At 44.9% G+C, this 21,584-nt stretch carries 15 protein-coding genes and 2 tRNA genes; 5 read left to right on the forward strand and 12 right to left on the reverse strand.

Features of this window, described 5'->3' with window-relative positions; all coding sequences use genetic code 11:
• A partial coding sequence (locus AC1DP6_RS24825) for a hypothetical protein (RefSeq protein WP_477057253.1) occupies nt 1-681 on the forward strand: 681 nt, incomplete at its 5' end.
• A 739-nt stretch (nt 682-1,420) separates the two neighbouring features.
• Here the strand turns inward: AC1DP6_RS24825 and AC1DP6_RS24830 are convergent.
• Together AC1DP6_RS24830 and AC1DP6_RS24835 are read right to left on the reverse strand one after the other, a co-directional pair.
• Nucleotides 1,421-1,903: a glycine-rich domain-containing protein gene (locus tag AC1DP6_RS24830; protein WP_477057254.1), complete on the reverse strand. Its 483-nt coding sequence runs from the start codon at nt 1,901-1,903 to the stop codon at nt 1,421-1,423.
• Between the two features lie 246 nt (nt 1,904-2,149).
• Nucleotides 2,150-2,223 (reverse strand) — tRNA-Asn (locus AC1DP6_RS24835).
• 463 nt (nt 2,224-2,686) lie between these two features.
• On the opposite strand from AC1DP6_RS24835, the gene AC1DP6_RS24840 reads away from it, so the two are divergent.
• The gene (locus AC1DP6_RS24840; RefSeq protein ID WP_477057255.1) at nt 2,687-4,282 is read left to right on the forward strand and encodes a glycosyl hydrolase family 28-related protein; all 1,596 of its coding nucleotides are present in this window, start codon (nt 2,687-2,689) and stop codon (nt 4,280-4,282) included.
• Between the two features lie 82 nt (nt 4,283-4,364).
• On the opposite strand, the gene AC1DP6_RS24845 is transcribed toward AC1DP6_RS24840, so the two are convergent.
• The 4 genes from AC1DP6_RS24845 to hflX all read right to left on the reverse strand — a co-directional run bounded on the left by AC1DP6_RS24845 (nt 4,365) and on the right by hflX (nt 7,825).
• Nucleotides 4,365-4,438, reverse strand: a tRNA-Asn gene (locus tag AC1DP6_RS24845).
• 160 nt (nt 4,439-4,598) lie between these two features.
• Entirely contained in the window at nt 4,599-6,224 is a 1,626-nt protein-coding gene (locus AC1DP6_RS24850; RefSeq protein WP_477057256.1) for an ArnT family glycosyltransferase, read from the reverse strand.
• A gap of 69 nt (nt 6,225-6,293) precedes the next feature.
• A complete protein-coding gene (locus tag AC1DP6_RS24855; protein WP_477057257.1) occupies nt 6,294-6,635 on the reverse strand; it encodes a Rieske (2Fe-2S) protein in 342 nt (113 codons plus the stop codon).
• Nucleotides 6,635-7,825, reverse strand: coding sequence for a GTPase HflX (gene hflX / locus AC1DP6_RS24860; RefSeq protein WP_441572894.1), 1,191 nt, complete (start codon nt 7,823-7,825; stop codon nt 6,635-6,637). The genes AC1DP6_RS24855 and hflX overlap by 1 nt, the downstream gene beginning before the upstream one ends.
• A 113-nt stretch (nt 7,826-7,938) precedes the next feature.
• Here hflX and AC1DP6_RS24865 point away from each other — a divergent pair, with 113 nt between their 5' ends.
• On the forward strand, nt 7,939-9,966 hold the full coding sequence (locus tag AC1DP6_RS24865) for an alpha/beta hydrolase family protein (protein ID WP_477057258.1): 2,028 nt from the start codon (nt 7,939-7,941) through the stop codon (nt 9,964-9,966).
• Between the two features lie 23 nt (nt 9,967-9,989).
• On the forward strand, nt 9,990-10,766 hold the full coding sequence (locus AC1DP6_RS24870) for an enoyl-CoA hydratase-related protein (RefSeq protein ID WP_477057259.1): 777 nt from the start codon (nt 9,990-9,992) through the stop codon (nt 10,764-10,766).
• Nucleotides 10,767-10,845: 79 nt separating this feature from the next.
• Here AC1DP6_RS24870 and AC1DP6_RS24875 read toward each other — a convergent pair whose 3' ends face one another.
• A complete protein-coding gene (locus tag AC1DP6_RS24875) occupies nt 10,846-11,550 on the reverse strand; it encodes a porin family protein (protein WP_441572891.1) in 705 nt (234 codons plus the stop codon).
• Nucleotides 11,551-11,834: 284 nt separating this feature from the next.
• On the opposite strand from AC1DP6_RS24875, the gene AC1DP6_RS24880 reads away from it, so the two are divergent.
• Nucleotides 11,835-14,780 (forward strand): PAS domain-containing hybrid sensor histidine kinase/response regulator, encoded by a 2,946-nt coding sequence (locus AC1DP6_RS24880; RefSeq protein WP_477057260.1) that lies wholly within the window; start codon nt 11,835-11,837, stop codon nt 14,778-14,780.
• Here AC1DP6_RS24880 and AC1DP6_RS24885 read toward each other — a convergent pair.
• From AC1DP6_RS24885 to kdpB, 5 genes are all read right to left on the reverse strand, one after another.
• Nucleotides 14,771-16,480 (reverse strand): ATP-binding protein, encoded by a 1,710-nt coding sequence (locus AC1DP6_RS24885; RefSeq protein ID WP_477057261.1) that lies wholly within the window; start codon nt 16,478-16,480, stop codon nt 14,771-14,773. The genes AC1DP6_RS24880 and AC1DP6_RS24885 overlap by 10 nt on opposite strands.
• Nucleotides 16,477-17,601, reverse strand: a complete 1,125-nt coding sequence (locus tag AC1DP6_RS24890; RefSeq protein ID WP_477057262.1) for a sensor protein KdpD — start codon at nt 17,599-17,601, stop codon at nt 16,477-16,479. Before AC1DP6_RS24890 ends, AC1DP6_RS24885 begins: the two co-directional genes overlap by 4 nt.
• Before the next feature lie 125 nt (nt 17,602-17,726).
• On the reverse strand, nt 17,727-18,815 hold the full coding sequence (locus tag AC1DP6_RS24895) for a porin (RefSeq protein ID WP_477057263.1): 1,089 nt from the start codon (nt 18,813-18,815) through the stop codon (nt 17,727-17,729).
• A 128-nt stretch (nt 18,816-18,943) separates the two neighbouring features.
• Nucleotides 18,944-19,507 carry a potassium-transporting ATPase subunit KdpC gene (kdpC, locus tag AC1DP6_RS24900; protein ID WP_477025235.1) on the reverse strand — a complete coding sequence of 188 codons (564 nt, stop codon included), beginning with the start codon at nt 19,505-19,507 and terminating at the stop codon, nt 18,944-18,946.
• Between the two features lie 25 nt (nt 19,508-19,532).
• Nucleotides 19,533-21,578: a potassium-transporting ATPase subunit KdpB gene (kdpB, locus tag AC1DP6_RS24905; protein WP_477057264.1), complete on the reverse strand. Its 2,046-nt coding sequence runs from the start codon at nt 21,576-21,578 to the stop codon at nt 19,533-19,535.
• Nucleotides 21,579-21,584 lie beyond the last annotated feature (6 nt).

Raw genomic sequence — 21,584 nt, forward strand, 5'->3', positions numbered from 1 at the left:
CGCAATGGCAACTACTTCCTGCGCTCCATGCCGCAAAGCGTGCAGCAAACGGCTGCTACCCGCCGCGCATCCCGGCGCTTTGGCATCGCCAGCAGGAAAGGCGCTTTTATCCGGCATGCTTTCTACCCCCACCTGGATATCCATTGTGATGGTGGCCACATCAATCGGCTAAACAAGCTACTCATTGCTGCCGGCGATCATCATGCGGCCCTGACAGGCTTCCGTTTCAATCAGCATACCGGAGTAGATCGTTTCTTTGCGGTGGCACCCCGGCTTCTCCCTAATGGGATATTAAATATTCCCGCACAAACCATCGACGGGTATAAAGGTATTGCTGCCCTCGAAGTAAAAGTGATCGCTACGCGTATTGATTTTACATCACGCCAGGTGGCGGGTAGTGAAACGGTTACACTCATGATAGAGCCGGATACTACTTTCCAGGAAACAAATGTTTCACTCGATGTACCCGGGGAAGGTTCACTGGTAGTAGTTTTCCAGGTAAGAGCGATGTACAAAGACGGCCCATCGGGCAACAGAAAATATATGGCCGCAGACATTATTGCGGTGACAGCGCCACAAGTACCCAAATATGTGAATAAACGCACTTACCCAAAGCGGACAAAATTGCTTCCCAAACTTATCTATACACACGCATATCCAGCTATCATTCAACTGGAATAAAGCGATCTTGCCTCCGGAGATATTTTGATAAATAAACCCTTTATACCTGCTTCCTTTAAATAGCACATCTCTTTCCGCAGCTACAGCCTGGTGCTGAAGCAGCATTGCTATGGCCACTTCTCACCTCCATTCATTTGCTGATTCAATTTCATCCCGGTTATACATCCGAACGTCATCCCCGCATCAAGTCCACCTCTCCTGCACTGCTTCTGTAGGTACTAAGCGGGTGCTAAGCATAGCATCGACGGAGCCTACATAATGAAAAGGTAATGCGGACTATAATGATAGGGGTTCTTAATGCCCTATATCTTAAAAGCGTATTTAGAGATAACGAAGATAAAATTCCTGCTAAAATATCCATGATGCAGGCTTTCGGGTAGCTGGCAGGCCCAGATCTGCACCATTCTTCCTTTATAGATGAACTAAACTTTATGCTTAAAATTTGGGCTATCCCCAGGTTTTCAACTTGATCCTATAAAGCAGTGATTGAATTCAGGAGTGCATGTAAAGAATATTATAGTATAAAAATAAAAAGGCAGTTACAAACATTTAGTTGTAACTGCCTTTTCGTTGCTCCCCCTACTTTACGGATTTCGAACACTTTTTTAGAGAATTTACGCCGGATTTACGAACTAGAGCCAGTTTTGCGCCGATATGCTACTGACTTATGTTGATTTCAGTAACTGGGGAATCTCTTTGCATCATCCTTTATTATCCCTTAGTATACTTGAACAATGACCTATTTACATTTTACTGGTTTACACTGTGTCCTACATTTTGGGGCAAGACATCTTTTGGGCTTTGCTGGCTTTGCCAGATACTCGACATGGAAGGTTTCAGCGTAGAGATTCTTTGTTTCCTCAAATGCGTTAATCAAATTTTGTTCATCTTCCGGCCCATTCATCCCGAAATAAGGATAATGATGCAACAAAAATCCAAATACTGCCTTGCAATCTTCTGCATATTTCTCTGTATCAAGAATGTGCTGATGCCAAAAAAGATCAACATCTCTGTGCGGCACAATATCTTTTTCTGGATATTTCCTTTTCAGCGCCAGAAATCTCTTATACTCAATTTCTGCAATGTCCGCTTGTGATGCAGACCAACCATATCCCTCATAGGGGGGTTCTTGCAACTTCTGTTTTACCATCGTAAAATCAATTCCATTAATATCCTCCATAAACGAAGCAACTGGTGGATTCGAAGAAATCATTATTTCCATTGTTAAATAGATTGGAGAGTTAATAAAATAATACGTTGTATTCAATGCTAAAATAAAAAGTCCTTACCAGTAACTTTTACGGCAAACCGTAATGAGGCGAGCTCAGTGTTTTAAATGGGGGATTAAACGATCGCCTTGAGGATGGTAAAAGGAAAAAGATAAATTGAAGTCACAAAATATATGGTGATATAATCGCTAAGTATAAAACGGGAAAGGCCTGCATCACTGCAAGCCTTTCTCTTTCTGCTCCCCCTTCTGGACTTGAACCAGAGACCCTCTGATTAACAGTCAGATGCTCTAACCAACTGAGCTAAGGAGGAATGTTTCCATAAGTCCCTTTAAACGAAGAAGATCTTATAGTTGCCCACCATTTTGTGAACATCGGCGGCAAATCTAGTAAAATATTTGAATAAATGTACAGTTTGTATAGATTTTTATTGCGAGATGTATAAAAACCGGCAGTGGAAGTGAGCCTGGAATCCCCCAACTATAGCTTAGATATTACGAAAACGGAGGGAAGGAGACCTTTACAGAAATTACCTCAGATGACAAATATTAATTATTTACCATGCAACTATCATTACACATCAGGTGYCGAAAGCCTTAAGTAAAAGGAGTTACTTACCCGAAGGTATTCTAAAATTACAGATAGATAAGCAAATAATCAGGAAGGTATCCTAACTAAATTATCTTAATTCACTTTAATTATTCCAACGCAAATCCAATGCGTAAGGAGGTCGTTTATTTATTTATAAAATTTTTCAAACCCTCAAAATATAAAAAATGACCTTAGCCACTATTGTAAATGACTTATTAAATTATGCCCCTACCGCTCCTGATGAACTTGTTCAGGTACTGGGATATCACCATAAAGGTGATGGAGGAGGAGGTGCCTTCTATTGGGATAATATTTCTACTGACCCCGCGGATGGCGGTACTATATTTAACACGTCTACCACCGGTCGATGGAAGCGATTGTACAATGAGTCAGTCAATGTGAAATGGTTTGGTGCAGTAGGTGATGCCCCAAATACAGATGATAGCACTGCTATCCAGGCTGCTTTCGATAAAAATAAGAGCGTTTATTTTCCACCAGGAAATTACAAAATCACAAAAACCATTAACGTAAACCTGAATTATGYCACCATTGAAGGGCATAGTGCTTATATCAGACCTAGTGGAAGTTTCACTGCATTAAACATCAAAGGCTATAAACTTACTTATACAGGTCTTCACATTAGCTTTGAGGATGTACCGGTAACCGTATGTGATGAAAACGCCGTAGCCATATGGTTTTTCAAGAATGGGAATAATCCGAATGACCAGGTGATGAACAGCGTTTTCGCAGACTTTTTTATAAATTTTGCTCATACCGGAATAAAGTCATCTGCTAACACCGGGGCAGTATGGCAAACAGAAATAAGGAATATTTTCATGATTATAAATCCAGGAAAATCTGCTATAAAAGCAATTGGCATTGACCTGGCAACTTCCATAAGTGGAGCGGATAACACCACACTGCTCATCAGCAAGATTTCCGTGCAGGATTTTGGGCAACGCGGCCGCGGGGTTGGCATAAGAGGGATCAGCGTAGTAGGATATTCCGATGTTACCATTTTGAATTTTTCCTGCGACTTTGTAAAACAAACGTCTCTATCTGTTGGTGAATTACTATATGTGGTAGCCAATCAGGTTGTCATAAAGGGACTAACCGGAGAATCCATTACAAATACTGTTGGGTTAATATCAAGCGATGCCGCTCCAATTATTATCGTTGGAGGACTCGGTAATAAGGAAGACTCGGTTTCTATCGAAGACTGCCYGTTTATAAATTCTAAATTTAATTGCGGTGGGCCAAGTGCCATTGGCACCTGGATTGTATTCAGAAATCATCCTAAGGTAACACTTGGTAACATCGTAAATAAGTTTGTAACTTCCGATGATGGTACCATTCTGAAGAAAATCGATAGCAGCTTATACAGAGGCAAGCTAAACTCAATAGGTAATGTGGCATCAACAGATATTGCCAATTTCGAAAGAAATGCAGATAACTGTGTCGTTTTAGCTGATTATGCAGGTGAAGTAAGGACTACTGCACCTATCACAGCAACAATAATTTATCCATTAATTCAACCTGGCCTTTGTTGTCTGGTACTTGTAAAGGGATTTGATGGGAACAACGGAAACATCAGCTTTTTTGATATTGTTAGTGTTGCCACTTCCTTCAGCGGACTAAAAACTACAGCTGTCGTTTCCTCTAACAAAATAAATTATACCCCAATCAATACTTATACCATTGATGCCAGTAACAATTTGGTGTTAGCTCGCAGTGGGGGGAATACCGCTACTATAATCGCTAAAACAATGGCGATGCTGTAAGCCAAGATGACTGACATGGTATATTACCAATAATATTATAAAACAAAAACAGCTTAGCATTTCTGCTAAGCTGTTCCTTTTGCTCCCCCTTCTGGACTTGAACCAGAGACCCTCTGATTAACAGTCAGATGCTCTAACCAACTGAGCTAAGGAGGAGTGTTGCCCTCATCGTTTACGCGATTTGGGATTGCAAAAATAGGTAAATTTTTATTTTTGCAAAATCTTATTCTGCTTTTTTTCAAAAAAACCACTTAAAAGAGAAAATAAATCCAACGCATTCAGCCACCACACAACATTTCAGGCAAAATAAAAAAAATTATTTTTTCACGGCTACAAGTTGCCTTTCCCCTAAAGCACCCGCCCGTGTCACCTTTCGGACAAATGGTAAATCCAGTTTGCTCACATAAAAATGTGGAAATGATTTAAGAACGGTGCAGGTATATCCTTGCTGTTGCAAAGCAGCTGTCCCCTCTGGCGTGGTGAAAACAACGCCCGCCATAGCGGAGTCCGGGCGTAACACCGGCGCCTGCAGGTAAAAATCGAAAGCGTAGGAGTTAGCATAATAGAAACCAATACTACGTCCGGGGAGATAGGTATTCGCATATACCGCAGCGGTACTACCGCTCTGGTATTGCATCATGTCGGGATATAAGATCGTATTCAGGTATAAATTCAGCAGGATGCTGATGGAAATAGTACGATAAAACACCGCCTGTTTGGTGGATTTATCCAGCCAATAGTGGAGGAGGAGGTACAACAGGCAAAGAGATGCTGCCAGCAGCAGCCAGGCATAGTGCATGGCGGGCTTGTAGAGCAGGTCTATGAGCACTGCGCCAACAGCCAGGAGTATGATAATGGTGTATTGGGTAATCCGGAAAAATTTCAGCCCTTTGGTGCTGTGCAGCGATAAAATGTATTGCGCGGTGAGGATGGCAAAAAAAGGAAAAATAATATTCAGGTAATGGGGTAGCTGGAAGCGGGAGAGGGAAAATAGGGCAAATGTGGCCAGGGCGGCGCATATGCAGTAGTATTCCTTTTGTTGTTTCCAATTTTTTATGAAGATGATGACCGCTGCGTATAACATCACAGACCAGGGCAGAAATGCCCATAACAGGGTGTGGAAAAAGAAGAATGGATCGCCGGAGCCTTTGATGGGGCCGGTATTCATAAAACGACCAAACTGGCTATCCCAGAAGAAAAAGCGCAGCCCGGAAACGCCGGTGGTACCAAAAACAGTTTTCTCGGGATGCTGGTCAAACTGCCGGTACAGGGCATATAGCTCAGGGGTGATGAATACAGCGATGAGCAGCAGCGCCAGGAGCCAGCGCAGGTGAAACAATTCTTTCCAGTTACGGGTAAACAGCATTTGCCCCCCAATTGCGGCGCAAACAGGCACCAGGGCAAACAAACCCTTGGTCATGATGGCACAAGCCGTAAAAAAGGCTCCCAGGAGGATTCCCCGCTTATAAAAATGATAAACTGCTGCAATGATCAACCCGGTGAGATAAGGCTCTGCCCGGACATCGTTGTTGGAAATCACCAGGTGCTCGGCGGTCAGCAGGATGCAAACTGCCCAGCGGGCCACCTTTTCATCGTATAACAGCAGCGCAAACCGGTAAGTATACCAGGCGCCCATCAACAAAAATAGAATGGCAGGAAGCTTATAAGACCAGGTGTGGATGCCGAAAAGCTGAAAGCTGATAGCAGCCATCCAGAAAGGGAAGTGGGGTTTATCCAGCCAGTCATGACCATCTGCATAGAGATTCCAGTAGTCATGTTTCAGTACCATAGTTTTGGCAATACCGGCATAAAGTGCGCCATCAGGCTCCAGGATAGGTACAAACAGTGCACTGAACTGCAACAATATAACCATGGCTGTTATCAGCAGCCATACCTGTTGTTCGGTAAGTATAAATCTGCGCGTTGTAGGTGTTGTCAGCATGACGAAAAGTTACAGGCATATACCGGTTACTTCAAACACACATATCACTTTTAACAGAAAGATAATTGCTTACCAGAACCAGCCACTTTTCTCCATACCCAGCCAGGGGCCGTCTTCACGCTGTTCTATCGGGTAGGTTTTCAGGTAGTAGCCTTCTCCGCTGCTATTGTAGCCGTTTTTCAGACTGAATTTATAACGGTGCAACGGGCAAACCACGTTGCCGGCGGCATCTATCACCCCATCGGCCATAATGCCACCGGCATGCGGACATTTATAGGCAAAGGCGAAAAGCCGTCCCTCATGCAGGGTACAGCAAATCTTTTTTCCATTTACGGCTATCACACTGATTTCTTTCTCTGCAAATGGCAGCCGGCCTTCTTCTAATTTATACCAGGAATACTCTTTGGCCATTAGTAGAAGAATTCGGTTTTATAAGGGAAACGCTCCTTATACAGCTGCGATACCTTATCCAGGATGGTTTTGCGCAACTCTTCAATATTCCTTTTCTCAAGCGCGGAAATGAATACACAGTTGCCCTGGGTTTTTGTTTCCCAGTGTTGCTTCAGGTTATTCAGGATATCCTGTTTTACTTCTGGCTCCAGCCATTGGTCAAAAGTGTTGGCCTCATACAGATCCATCTTGTTAAAGATCATAATGGTGGGCTTTTCGAAGGCTTTCAGCTCCTGCAGGGTGCGGTTAACCACTTCAATCTGCTCTTCATACTGCGGATGGGAAATATCTACCACATGGATCAGGATATCGCTTTCGCGCACCTCGTCCAACGTGGATTTGAAGCTCTCTACCAGGTGGTGGGGCAGCTTGCGGATAAATCCTACGGTATCGCTGAGCAGGAAAGGCGTTTGGTCAAAAACTACCTTGCGGGTAGTGGTGTCCAGGGTGGCAAACAGTTTGTTTTCGGCAAATACTTCACTTTTGCTGAGCAAATTCATGATGGTGCTTTTACCTACGTTGGTATAACCTACCAGCGCCACACGAATAAATTCACCCCGTTCCTGACGCTGGGTAAGCGATTGCCGGTCGATGTCTTCCAGTCTTTTGCGTAACAGTGCTATTTTATCCTTTACGATACGGCGATCTGTTTCGATTTCCGTTTCACCAGGTCCCCTGCTGCCAATACCGCCTCCCTGTCTTTCCAGGTGACTCCACATACCACGTAAACGTGGCAGGATGTATTGGTACTGTGCCAGTTCCACCTGCACTCTTGCTTGTGCAGTACGGGCGCGGCGGGCAAAAATATCCAGGATAAGATCACTGCGGTCTATCACCTTTACCTTCAACACTTTTTCAATATTGGCTATCTGAGAGCCGGTCAGCTCATCATCAAATATGACCAGTGAAATATTCCTGCCTGCAACAAACTGATGTATTTCTTCCAACTTTCCCTTACCTACAAAGGTGGCCCTGTCAGGGTGTGCCAGTCGCTGGGTAAAGCGTTTTACGGCCTGAGCACCCGCTGTTTCTGCCAGGAACATCAGCTCGTCCAGGAACTCGTTTACCTGGCGCTCTGTCTGATCCTTGGTAATAACACCAACGATGACGGCTCTTTCTTCTTTTTCTACTACTTGTTTTTTCTCAATCAAGTTATTTCTGAATTTGCTGCAAATTTACAGAGAATTTGCTCGCCATTTAGCGGACCCCGTAAAATCCCCTTTTCTTCCTACATTTACCCGATCCAAAACAACCCATCTATATCATGTATAAACCATTTTTACTGACAGGACTATTAATATCAACTATGGCAGTAGCCCAGGATAAAATGACACCCGAATTGCTATGGCAATTGGGCCGGGTGAGTGGAGAAGCGGTAAGTGCTGACGGCAAAACCGTTATCTACGGCGTTTCCCAGATCAATATGACCGAGAATAAGGGAGAAAAAAACCTCTATGCCATTCCGCTCGCAGGCGGTACACCAAAGCAACTCACCCAAACACCAGGTGCAGAAGGCGATGTAGCCATATTGCCAGGCAATAAAATCGGCTTCTCCCTGAAAGGCCAATGGTATGAAATGAATGCCGATGGCTCCGATCCGGTACAGAAAACCAATGTGGAAGGCGGTATGCAAAACATCCGTATTTCCCCTGATGGCAAGCATATCCTGTTTTCGAAAGAAGTGAAAGTAAAGAAGATTTCCGGCGCCGATCATTACGCCGATCTCCCGAAATCCAATGTACAGATCTATGATAACCTCAACTACCGTCACTGGGATACCTGGGAAGATGGCAACTTCTCCCATGTGTTTTATGCTACGTATAACAACGGGGAAGTAGGTACGCCTGTAGATATTATGGCAGATGAACCGTATGACTGCCCACAGGTGCCCTCCGGTGGCCCTGAAGACATGATCTGGAGCCAGGACGGGAAAAGTATTCTTTATGTAACAAAGAAGAAATACGGGAAAGATTACGCACTCAGTACCAACACCGACATCTACGAATTTAATCTCGATTCCAAAAGTACCCGCAACCTCTCTCAGGGCATGATGGGCTACGATGTGGCACCCGCTTTCAGCCAGGATGGTAAATACATTACCTGGTTAAGCATGGCCCGAGATGGTTACGAAGCAGATAAAAATGATGTGATCATCATGGACCGTGCTACCGGCACCATCACCAATCTTACCAAAGGCTGGGATGGCACTGCCGGCGCGACCCGCTTCAGCAACGATGGCAAAAAAATATATTTCCTGGCAGTTATAAAAGGTACGGAACAGGTGCTGGAAATCACCCTGCAGAAAAACATCGCCCAAACAACGGAAAAGCATATACGTCAGGTAACTACCGGTGATTTTGATATCAATGATATGCTCGCGCAAAGCGGTAATACCCTGGTGGTATCCCGTACTGATATGAACCATGCCGCGGAACTGTTCACAGTAGATCTCCAGAAAGGCACTGTGACAGCGCTTACCAATGTCAACAAAGCGGCCTACGACAAAATAGGCATGTGCAAAATTGAAAAGCGCTGGGTAAAAACCACGGATGGCAAGGATATGCTCACCTGGGTGATCTTCCCTCCGGACTTTGACCCTGCTAAAAAATATCCAACCCTGCTGTACTGCCAGGGCGGCCCACAGTCTCCCGTATCCCAGTTTTATTCCTATCGCTGGAACTTCCAGCTGATGGCTTCTCAGGGCTACATTGTGGTAGCACCTAACAGAAGAGGGATGCCAGGACATGGAGTAGAGTGGAATGCGTCTATCAGTAAGGACTGGGGCGGACAACCCATTAAAGACTACCTGAGTGCCATTGATGATGTGAGTAAAGAAAGTTATGTAGACAAATCCCGTTTAGGCGCAGTAGGTGCCAGCTACGGCGGCTATTCCGTATACATGCTGGCAGGCGTACACGAAAACCGTTTCAAATCCTTCATTGCCCACGATGGCCTTTTTGACCTGAAAAGCTGGTATGGTACTACAGAAGAACTCTGGTTTGCCAACTGGGACATCGGCGCTTACTGGGATCCGGCTAATGCCAACGGCTTCAAACATTTCAACCCAAGCGAATATGCCGGCAAATGGAATACACCCATCCTCATCATACAGGGTGGTATCGACTTCCGCGTGCCTATTGAACAAGGCTTACAAGCCTTCCAGCTGGCACAACTGAAAGGAATCAAGAGCAAACTGCTCTACTTCCCTGAAGAAAACCACTGGGTACTGAAACCTCAAAACGGTATCGCATGGCAACGTGAATTCTTTAACTGGCTGAAAGAAACCCTGTAAATCACCAAAACAATCCAGCTATCATGGCGGCTTTATTAATGGATATCCAGGATGGTATTGCTACCATCACACTTAACAGACCTGAAGTATACAATGCATTCAACGATCCGCTCAGCTACGAACTGCAGGACGCATTAAAAAAGGCAGAAAAGGATTCTTCCGTGAGAGTGGTGGTGCTGACAGGAGCGGGGAAAGCTTTCAGCAGCGGGCAAGACCTGAAGGCATCCATGGAGTCAGGGAAGCGCGACTTAAGTGAATCGCTCCACAAACGCTACAATCCTATTATACGCGCCATCCGCAACATGCCCAAGCCGGTGATCTGCAGGCTCAATGGGGTAGCGGCTGGCGCCGGATGCTCCATCGCACTGGCCTGTGATATGATCATTGCCAGCGAAGAAGCCACCATGATTGAAATATTTGTGAACATCGCCCTGGTGCTGGATTCTGGCTCCTCCTATTTTCTGCCCCGTACCGTAGGCTACCACCGCGCATTTGAACTGGCTACCAAAGCCACTAAAATTACGGCGCCGGAAGCACTGCAAATGGGCCTGGTCAACAAAGTAGTGCCGGCCTCCCAGTTGGATGCCACTGTACAGGCCGAAGCAGCCTATTACGCTGCCGCACCTACGAAAGCGATTGCCCTGATGAAGAAAATGCTGACAAAAGGAATGACAGAAGACCTGGACGCTGTACTCGACTACGAAGCATATTGCCAGGAAATAGCCGGTAACTCGACCGATAATGCCGAAGGGATACAAGCATTCCTGGAAAAAAGAAAGCCGGTATTTAAAGGCCAGTAAGCCTTCTATAGATATCATTAAAACGGCCATGGTTATAATAACCATGGCCGTAATTTTTTATGCTAAACGCTGAAAGCGATTATAATCCACTTAAGCAGATACCTATAGAGTAAGGTCTGATATCCAGGTTTCCGCTGCTATTGTCTTTCAACAATGGGTTCAGGGAGTAAGCGCCAAACAGGGCGAAGTTACCGTAACCTACACGGGCAGTTGCTGAAAAGCGCCATGGGTTAAAGAATCCGCGGTTAGCCTCTTTCTCAATCTGCTTGCTGCCATTAGGGCCTGTAATTTTATCTTTGGTATGCGCATCCACCAGGGCGCCTACTTTCACACCTATCGCGGCTTTGAAACCTTTATTGGCGTTGTCTGGCACGCTACGATACCGTAATTCAATCGGAATTTCCAGGTAAGTAGTAGCTACTTTATTCTTTTTGGCAGTAGAACTAGGGAAAGAAGCCTGGTTTTTAATCTTCTCTCCTGTTATATCCATACTATGATCTTTCAGGTAGATACCGCTCGTGCTTATCCCTAAACCTGCTGCCATGCTTAGTTTGGATTTCTTAAACGGGAAATCATACATCAAGGCCACATTAAAACCCCTGTTCAGGCCGGTCTTAATACTATCAGGCGAACCTGCCCAGCCATCGTAAGATAACTGTATCATCAAAAAGTCGTTGGAATGGGTAACCTTATTAACCGCTTTATTCATCGGTGAGCCACCATCCTGCGCGAAAACTCCAATAGAAACAGCTATCAGACCAAGGGTAAAAATTATTTTCTTCATATAATATACATACTTAGGAAAAAGAATATTAGGCAAATATAATGGAATGATTGTAACACAATTGGTTAAAATATTGCAAAAACATGTTCCGTATTATACATTCCCATGTCGAAAGTTACAGAAAAAGTGATATTGCCCCCTATAAACTTTCCCTGATAGGCCCTATCCATACTGAACAAGATGAACAACAATATTGCCGCAAAAAATCCTAATTTGAATAAATAATCCTTCATTAAGGTCATAACCCCTGCCAATGCTTTTAATGAGTCGTTGAAAAACTACGCATGAAAAAAATTGTAAATACAGTTTTGGTACTGGTCCTGGTAGTGTTCATGGCACTCGCCGGATTTGTATATTATGCCTGGATAGTGCAGAAAAGGAGTAAAAGCGCTTCTGAACTAATGGTGCAAACCAATGCCATGATCGATAGGGTCAGGAGCATTGCCATGATGGATAATAGCTATACCAACGCCATCCGCGATATGCTGATCATGGATAAAACCACCATGCCGGCCAGCAGCTACGGATTACCGGATAGCATGAAAACCACGCTGAAAAATATCAGGAATAATTCGGAAAATGATACCGCCTCTCAAAAAATACTAGCCAGCCTGGAAACCGTGATGCTGGAAAAAATCGCCTACAACAACGAAATATTTACCACAGCTGCCACCCGGCCAACACTCGCCAAACAGCTCATCACGGCGGAAAAAGGACACGACTTACGGATCAATCTCATGAAGCTGGTGACGGAATATCTCGAGGTAAACCGACGGAAACTCATCACCCAGGTAGACAACGACAATCTATACACCTGGTATTCCTTCCTGACAACGATTATCATCAGCCTCTTTACCCTTATTCTGCTATTGGGAGAATCCCGCTACATATACCGGCTCTTTCTGAAATTGAAACAAAGAACCAACCGCCTGTACAAAAGAGAACAGTCGTTTATGCGGCTGGCAGAAGAAACAGAACTTATCCTGTTCAAATCCCAGGTAGACGGCACCTTTACTTCCGTTAGCAAACACGCCGCCGAAATGACCGGCTACACCGCCACAGAGCTGGTCGGCAAACATTATTCCCTGTTCCTGGATGAAGACACCCACCGCCGGCTGGAAGAATTCTATATGAACCAGGTGAAAACCGGTGATGACTATACCTTCCAGGAATTTGAAATCATCACCAGGTCAGGCGGCAAAAAGTGGGTAGAACAAATGGCCGCCCTCATCTATGGGGAAGATGGCAGGGTGAAAGAATTTCAATGCATCGTCCGGGACATAGACAAGGAAAAAAGAAACGATGACCAGGCCATGTACCTGCAACAACGACTCGATGCCATTCTGGATTACATGCCCTCCATGATGTTCATAAAAGATATGCCCGGCAAATACCTGCTGGTCAATAACCGCTTTACGGAAATGATGGGCGTGTCCAAAAAAGATATCATCGGCAAAACAGATGCGGAACTATCCTATGACTGGGTAGCCCGTTATGCCCCACTCGACAGGGAAGTACTGGCCACAAAAGCAAGAGTGAAAGCAGAAGATATCATCACGGTAAACGGTATAGAATACCATTTCCTCATCACCAAATTCCCGCTGCGTAATACAGAAGGCGAAATGATCGGCATCTGCGGCATCGGACAGGATTTCACAGAAAAAGCCAATTATATCAAAGCCGTTGAAAACGCCAACGCCCTGGCACAGGAAGCCATTAATGCGCAGGAAATGTTCCTGGCCAACATGAGCCACGAAATTCGTACGCCCATGAACGGTATCATTGGTATGACCAACCTGCTCATGCAACAACACCAGCTAACACCTTCCCAATTGGAATATACAGGCGCCATTAAAACATCTGCCAATCACCTGCTGGTCATCATCAACGAAATACTCGACTTCTCTAAAATAAAAGCCGGTAAACTGCATCTGCAACATGAACCCTTTGATGTATATGAGGTCATCGACAACGCACTGTTCCCACTGAAACTACAGGCCCAGCAAAAAGGGCTTTCCTTCTTCGATGAAATCGACAGCGCAGTTCCCACGTACCTCCTGGGCGATGAAATAAGACTGAACCAGATATTGACCAACCTCGTAGAAAACGCAATCAAGTTCACCCATCACGGAAAAGTAATGATGAAGGTATCCCTGGTAGAAGAAAACAAAGCAGCAGCCACACTTAAACTTGGCTTTGAAATAAAAGATACCGGTATTGGCATAGCCCCGGAACAACATGATCTTATCTTTAAAAGCTTCTCACAAACACATACCGACAATGCACGAAAATTTGGCGGCACCGGCCTGGGACTCGCCATCAGCAAGGAGCTGATAGAACTACAACAGGGATCTATTCACGTGGATAGCCAGCTCGATGAAGGTGCCTGCTTTTATTTTGAACTCCCCTTTACCCGGAATAAAGGCGAAATCATCAATAAGGATGAGAAGGGAAACCTCATTCATATAGATAAACCACTTCAGGGAAAAACGATACTGGTGGTAGAGGATAATGAAATTAATCAACAGGTGGTATTTCACACCCTACGCAACGCCGGCGCCAGAACAGATGTGGTGAACAGCGGCAAAGGAGGCCTGGAAATGGTGGATTATAAATCCTACGATTGCATCATCATGGATATTCAAATGCCCGGCATGGACGGATACCAAACCACGCAGGCAATACGTCAGAAAGGCATCCAAACCTACATCATTGCCATGACAGCCTCCGCCTTGAAAGGAGAAAAGGAACGTTGCTTAGAGGCAGGAATGAATGATTATATTTCCAAACCATTTGAAAGAGAAGATCTTTTTCATAAAATCCTGAAAGGGCTGGGAGAGCGGGTTCCGGAAATACCATCGAAAGTCGCAACAGAAACAACACCTCCCAATGCCCTGAATTTTTCCACGGTGTATAAGATGATGTCAGGTGAAAAGGAACATGTGAAAATCCTGCTGGAAGACCTGCTCGACAGTATTCCTAAAAAGTTTTCGGAGATGAATACCCTGGTGGATGAACAGGATTGGCAACCACTATATATGCTGGCACATCAGATGAAATTTAACCTCAACGTGGCAGGCCTGCAACAAGCTTCCAACGTAGCTTATACTATAGAACGGGATGCCCGCCTCGAAGAAAACCTGGATACGATTCTACCCCGCCTCACAGAAATCATGCAGATCTATTATAAACATGCGCACCTGATTAAAGAACATATAGATCAATGCTGAACACTAGCTTCCGGTAATGTAAAATAAAAACGACTGCCCTTATCCTCTTCGCTATCTACCCCGATAATGCCGCCCTGTGCTTCAATAAATTCCTTGGAAATAGCCAGGCCAAGCCCGCTGCCTTTATGCCCTTTCATGCCAGGCACCTGGAAGAACCGTTCAAAGATCCGGCCGCGGAAAGCTACCGGAATACCTTTTCCGTAATCCTGCACCACAAAAGAAACCATTTCTGTGCCGGTACTAGTCACTACCAGGTCAATAGCGGCGCCGTGAGCGGAATAGCGGATGGCGTTGGTGAGCAAATTCACCAGCACCCAGGCTGTCTTTTCCACATCGGCCAATACCTTGGGTAAACTATCGGGAACGTCCGTACGAATAACTACTTCCCGCTGTGCGGCTTGTTTCTGTACCGTATCCATGGCGTATTGCACAATATTCAATGCGGTTACCGGCTGCGGTTGCAACTGTATGTTCCCGCTTTCCACCTGCGACAAATCCAGCAGCTCACTCACAATTTTTATCATGCGCCGGTTATCCTGTTTCAAACTGTCTACCAGTTCTTTCTGCTCAGTGCTGAGCGTACCGGTTCTTTCATCTTCCAACAGCTTAATGCTGAAGTCTGATGCTGCCAGCGGAGTTTTCAGCTCATGAGAAATAGTGGCAATGAAATGCGTTTTGGCAATGTCCTGCTCTTTGAAAGAGGTAATATTACGAAGTATCACTACATAGCCTATACGCTTTCCTTCATGCTGCATATCTGTTGTTTCCCTGGTAAAGAAACACTCTTTGCCATCTACTACAATTTTGAGTGGTGCATTCTCCTGGGTACTCACCAGGAAACGTAGCAGGTCATTGCGTTTAGACACTATTTCTGCAGGTTGCCCGATTACATCTCCTTCCTGCATACTCAGTAATTGCAACGCCTGTGTGTTGGCAAACAGGATAATGTTATTGACATCAAATCCAATAGTAGCATCTTTCAAACTACCTATCACAGCCTCTGCACGTTGTTTCTCAAACATAATACGTGCAAGATTGCTGTGCTCATAATCGTCCAGGCGCTGCGCCATGGTATTAAACGCGGTAGCCAGATCACCGAATTCATCACCGGAGGTAAAATAGAGCCGTTTACTGTATTGTTTATTGGCAATGCCTTTGATACCTTCTGTAAGTTCATGAATAGGATTGGCAATATAACCAGGGAAGTTATACACAAAAGTAAATCCCAGTAAAAAACAAACGCCGCTGATAATAGCAATATACATCAGTGCGTTGTCCGCTGTTTTTTTCACCTTTTCATTTTTACCAACAATGGCTGCCATGTTAAGGTCCATGATGGTATAGATGCTTTTTTTAATGGCGCCCACATCTGTGGTGGTATCTTTACGTAACAGTTCAAAAATGCGGGTTACTTCTGTAGTAGCATCTTTCTCACCCCGTTCTGTTACATTGGCCTGCTGCTTTTTCAGATTACCGGAAAACGCGGCCATAGCAGCATCCCGGTGTTTCGGCAAATCTTCCAGCGCCACCAGCATATTCTTAGAGTATTCCAGCGATTCGTAGTTATCCTTCAGGATAAATTTTGCTTTTTCGTTCAGGCGGTTCAGATAGTAATAACCGAGAATGCTCACCACCAACAGCATGATGTAGAGGAACAATACCCCCAGGGTGATCTTTGTTTTTAATCTGAACTTACTCATGATAATATGATGATGTCAATATCGTTGGAAGAAAGCGTTTTTAATAACTGGTTAAACAGGTTAGTACGCAAAATGATACGAAAAAGACTGATATGCGGCTTTCCCATACAAATGGTAGTGACCCGTTTCTGTAATGCAATGTTAATGATAGCTTCTGAAACTTTGGCATTATGCTCCTGTATTACTTCAGCGCCCAGCTCTGTAGCCAGCTTCAGGTTATTAATAAGATGACGTTGGGCAGATAGCGCTATTTTATCAGAGCTCTCTCCAGGTACCTGCACATACAATACAAACCAGTCTGCATGATAATAGGCAGCCAGTCTGGCTGTTTTACGGATCACTTTCCGGGCTACTTCATCATTAGTGGAAATACACGCCAGGAAGCTTTCATGGCGCATTTGCAGGTTACGTGGGATTTCTGTCTCTACCTTCCTTTCTACCTGTGTGGTCACTTCTTTCAGCGCCAGTTCCCGCAGCTGCAGGATTTTATCTGCCTGGAAGAAATTACTCAGGGCACTCTCTACTTTAGAACGATCATAGATCTTGCCTTCTTTCAAACGGGTAATTAACTCATCGGCGGTAAGATCAATATTTACCACTTCATTGGCCATTTGCAGTACCAGGTCAGGAATACGCTCCTGTACTTCCACGCCGGTAATGGACTTCACTTCCTGGTTAATGCTTTCGATGTGCTGAATATTCACCGCGGAAAGCACGTTAATACCAGCATTCAGCAGGTCTACCACATCCTGCCAGCGTTTTTCATTTTTAGAACCGGGAATATTGCTATGTGCCAGTTCATCTACTACCACCCAGTCCGGTGCCAGTAGTAATATGGTGGAGAGATCCATCTCGTCCAGCATCTTTCCTTTATAGAATACCTGTCTGCGGGGTATCTGGGGTAAACCATCCAGCAGGGCGTGTGTTTCCACACGCCCATGCGTTTCGATATAACCTATCTGGATGTTCACCCCATTTCTTAACATGGCATGTGCTTCCTGCAGCATGCGATATGTTTTTCCCACACCGGCACTCATGCCGATGTATATCTTAAACTTACCTCTGCCGGCGCGATTTGCCAGGTTAAGAAAATGCTGTACGGAGTGTTCTTTTGAGTCCATTATTTGAAATTAGAATTACGAATTACGAATTACGGATTACGGATTTGTGTGTAGATCGTAACTGGTGTTTTTCGGGTATATCTCCCCACAAATCCGTAATTCGTAATTCATAATTCGTAATTTCATTAAAACCATACTGCCAGCGATGCAGTGATCGATGTACTGGTATTTTTCATTTCGGTTCCCTTCATAAATGTTTTGTCTTTCCCATCAAACGTTCTTCCTTCCAGTCTGAACATTACATTATTTACCGGGGTAAAGTCAACGTTCAAAGAGTAGCCGGTAGTTTGAAATCCATTGGGTGTGCCACTGTTTATCACCACTCCGTGCTGATCGTTATAATGTTCTACACGTGCTGCCATGGCGAATTTATCTGTAAATGCATACCTGCCTATTACAATAGGACTGTACCAGCTGTTCAGATCGGAAGAGCCTTTGGCTTTTTGTTGTAATCCAAAGTCAAATCCTGCAATGAGACTGAATTTTTCCGTAATACTAAAGGTACCATAAACATTATTAAAATAGCGCATCTGGCGTACACTATCCGGAAGATCATTACCAATATAGGTGCTCCAGTTAAGCAATATTTTATCCGATGGCTTGAAGGTAATTTGTGTACCAAAGTTAGGCGTTTGGTTACCATCTACTTTCTTGATCCGCTGCCATCCATTAAGGTACATGGCGGCAAAAGACCATTTGTCATTGGGCGTCCAGGTTACCTTTGCACCAGTTTCATAATAAGGAGAGTTCTCTGCGAGTATGCTGCGGGTAAGGGTAGGGCAATCCTTTCCGATGGCACTTTCAAAACCGATATGTGCCGGCATTACACCCGCATCAATCCAAACGTTTTTGCCTACACGAATACCTACATTGGCTTCATATACATATTGCATGATCGTAGGCTCTGCCGCCAGGTTGTATTGTGCATAAGTACCTGTCATCAATGCCACGTTGGCCCGTACACGATCGGAGGTATAGTTAGCCTTCACCATGGCCAGGTTCAGATTCAGCTCATTATGGCGATTGTAATTATACAGGAAGCCGGGTTTGGTATGATCTGCCGGCTGATTAAGATCATAGCTGTAATATGCTTCTGCATATCCGGAAAAGGTGATTTTACCCTTGTCTTTTTCTTTCTCTGTCTTTGGTGCTTCCTGGGCGAACATAGTAATGGCAGCAGCCATTGCGCCGGCCAGTAATAGAATTTTCTTCATTTCAAGTTGACTTTTAATATAGGTTGCTGGTGTTGTAATCACTGGCAATCCGCTGCGACGAATTGCCAGGCAAGATAGTTCATCATAGGATATTCACAGGCGAAAGGAATAAAAGGACAGCGCTTAACTTACTTCAACTCATCAAGCGCGATATTCAATTTTAACACATTAACAGTAGACAGTCCCAGTACGCCCAGCACCGGTGCTTTGGTGTTGGCATCCACCAGTTGTTTCAGGCGGTCAGCAGCAATACCTCTGTGTTTAGCCACACGTGGTATTTGTACGTATACCGCTTCAGGCGTAAGGTGTGGGTCAAGACCGCTCGCAGAAGCAGTCACCAGTTCTGCAGGGATATCGGATTTTTTAACATCCGGGTTATGCACCATAAAGGTGTCAATTCTTTCCTGCACCGTTTTCAGGTAATCAGGATTACCAGCTGATTTATTGGATCCACCGGAACCGGCAGCATTATAATCTACGGTAGAAGGACGGGGCTGGAAATATTTATCGTCAGAAAATTTCTGTGCTATATTTTCATAACCCACTACTTTACCATTACGCACTACCTTTATACCATCCCCGTTACCAGGAGCCATTTTAGCTACACCAGCTAAGAACAAAGGATATATTCCGCCCAGCAATACCACCAGTAATAAAGTGAGTTTTACAGAAGGCCAAAGATATTTTTTCATCTCTTTAAATTTTTATCATTTAGAATTACATGAAAAGCGCAATCAGCATATCAATCAACTTGATACCTATGAAAGGCGCAATGATACCACCTACACCATATATCAGCAGGTTCCTGCGGAGCAGGGCACTGGCGCCGATAGGCTTGTAAGCCACACCGCGTAATGCCAGCGGAATGAGCATCGGGATAATGATGGCGTTGAAAATAACCGCACTTAAAATAGCTGTTTCAGGGCTATGCAGTTTCATGATGTTAATACCCTGTAATGCAGGTATAGACGTCACAAACAAGGCTGGCACAATAGCGAAGTATTTAGCCACGTCGTTGGCAATAGAGAAAGTGGTGAGTGTACCACGTGTCATCAGCAACTGTTTACCGATTTCCACTATTTCAATCAGCTTGGTAGGATCGTTATCCAGGTCCACCATGTTACCGGCTTCCTTCGCTGCCTGGGTACCACTGTTCATTGCCACGCCTACATCGGCCTGCGCCAGGGCAGGAGCATCGTTGGTACCATCACCCATCATGGCTACAAGGCGACCTTCATTTTGCTCCTTCCGGATATAACTCATTTTATCTTCCGGCTTGGCCTCTGCGATGAAATCATCCACACCGGCTTTGGTAGCAATATACTTAGCTGTGAGTGGGTTATCACCGGTCACCATCACCGTTTTCACACCCATTCTGCGCAAACGGTCAAAACGTTCGCTGATACCTGGTTTGATGATATCCTGTAATTCAATAACACCTTGTACTTTACTGTTGAGCGATACCACCAGCGGTGTACCACCATCATTGGAGATGGCTTCTACTTTCGCCAGGGTTTCTGCAGGAAAGCTAAATCCTTCTTTTTCTGCCAGTCGTTTAATGGCATCATAAGCTCCTTTACGGATACGATTGCCATCGGGGAGGTCAATACCACTGCTGCGGGTTTCTGCGGTGAATTTCACCAGGCTGGCGCCGCTGACAGATAATTTATTTACTACGTCTTTGCCGGCCAGCTCCACGATGGACTTACCTTCCGGTGTTTCATCAGATAAGGAACTGAGTGCGCAGAGACGAATAAATTCTTCACTGGAAATACCGTTGGTAGCATAGAAGTTAGTAGCCTTACGGTTACCGATGGTGATGGTACCTGTTTTATCCAGCAACAGCACATCAATATCACCGGCGGTTTCTACCGCTTTACCCGACTTGGTGATCACGTTGGCACGCAGTGCACGATCCATCCCTGCAATACCGATGGCAGATAACAAACCGCCGATGGTAGTAGGTATTAAACATACAAACAAAGAGATGAATGCGGCAATGGTGATAGGCGTTTGTGCGTAGTCTGCAAAAGGCTTCAGCGTAACGCATACAATGATAAACACCAGCGTGAAACTAGCTAACAGGATAGTGAGCGCAATTTCATTCGGCGTTTTCTGCCTGCTGGCGCCTTCTACGAGGGCAATCATTTTGTCCAGGAATGATTCACCAGGCTCGGTGCTCACCCTTACTTTAATATGGTCGGACAATACTTTGGTACCACCTACAACGCTTGACTTATCGCCACCCGCTTCCCGGATCACCGGTGCACTTTCACCAGTGATGGCTGATTCGTCAATGCTGGCAAGACCCTGTACGATCTCACCATCTGCGGGRATAATATCGCCGGCTTCACATACGAAGATGTCGCCTTTACGCAGGGTAGCAGAAGAAACGATTTTTATTTCGTTGGTGAATATTTCACCAATCAGCTCTACTTTTTTAGCAGGTGTTTCTTCCCTTGTTTTACGCAAGCTTTCTGCCTGCGCTTTACCCCGTGCTTCTGCAATGGCTTCTGCGAAGTTGGCAAATAATACGGTGAGGAAAAGCACTACAAATATTGCTACGTTATAGGCCGCGCTGCCCTGATCTTTGGCACCGGTAAACAGCGCATACAGCGCTACTATCAGCATTACAGCGGTACCTACTTCCACGGTGAACATCACCGGGTTTTTAATCATCAATCTTGGATTCAGCTTCACGAAGGACTGCTTCAGGCTCTCCATCACCAGGTCTTTCGGAAACAATTTATTATCATGCTTCATGGTAGT

It is taken from the genome of Chitinophaga sp. 01L420, from assembly GCF_056399985.1.

Excerpts from the sequence above, each read along its gene's own strand:
- AC1DP6_RS24830 (WP_477057254.1), bottom strand. The coding sequence starts at position 1,903 with ATGGAAATAATGATTTCTTCGAATCCACCAGTTGCTTCGTTTATGGAG.
- AC1DP6_RS24895 (WP_477057263.1), bottom strand. The coding sequence starts at position 18,815 with ATGAAGAAAATTCTATTACTGGCCGGCGCAATGGCTGCTGCCATTACT.
- AC1DP6_RS24855 (WP_477057257.1), bottom strand. The coding sequence starts at position 6,635 with ATGGCCAAAGAGTATTCCTGGTATAAATTAGAAGAAGGCCGGCTGCCA.
- AC1DP6_RS24875 (WP_441572891.1), bottom strand. The coding sequence starts at position 11,550 with ATGAAGAAAATAATTTTTACCCTTGGTCTGATAGCTGTTTCTATTGGA.
- AC1DP6_RS24890 (WP_477057262.1), bottom strand. The coding sequence starts at position 17,601 with ATGGACTCAAAAGAACACTCCGTACAGCATTTTCTTAACCTGGCAAAT.
- AC1DP6_RS24885 (WP_477057261.1), bottom strand. The coding sequence starts at position 16,480 with ATGAGTAAGTTCAGATTAAAAACAAAGATCACCCTGGGGGTATTGTTC.
- kdpC (WP_477025235.1), bottom strand. The coding sequence starts at position 19,507 with ATGAAAAAATATCTTTGGCCTTCTGTAAAACTCACTTTATTACTGGTG.
- AC1DP6_RS24865 (WP_477057258.1), top strand. The coding sequence starts at position 7,939 with ATGTATAAACCATTTTTACTGACAGGACTATTAATATCAACTATGGCA.
- AC1DP6_RS24850 (WP_477057256.1), bottom strand. The coding sequence starts at position 6,224 with ATGCTGACAACACCTACAACGCGCAGATTTATACTTACCGAACAACAG.
- AC1DP6_RS24880 (WP_477057260.1), top strand. The coding sequence starts at position 11,835 with ATGAAAAAAATTGTAAATACAGTTTTGGTACTGGTCCTGGTAGTGTTC.
- AC1DP6_RS24870 (WP_477057259.1), top strand. The coding sequence starts at position 9,990 with ATGGCGGCTTTATTAATGGATATCCAGGATGGTATTGCTACCATCACA.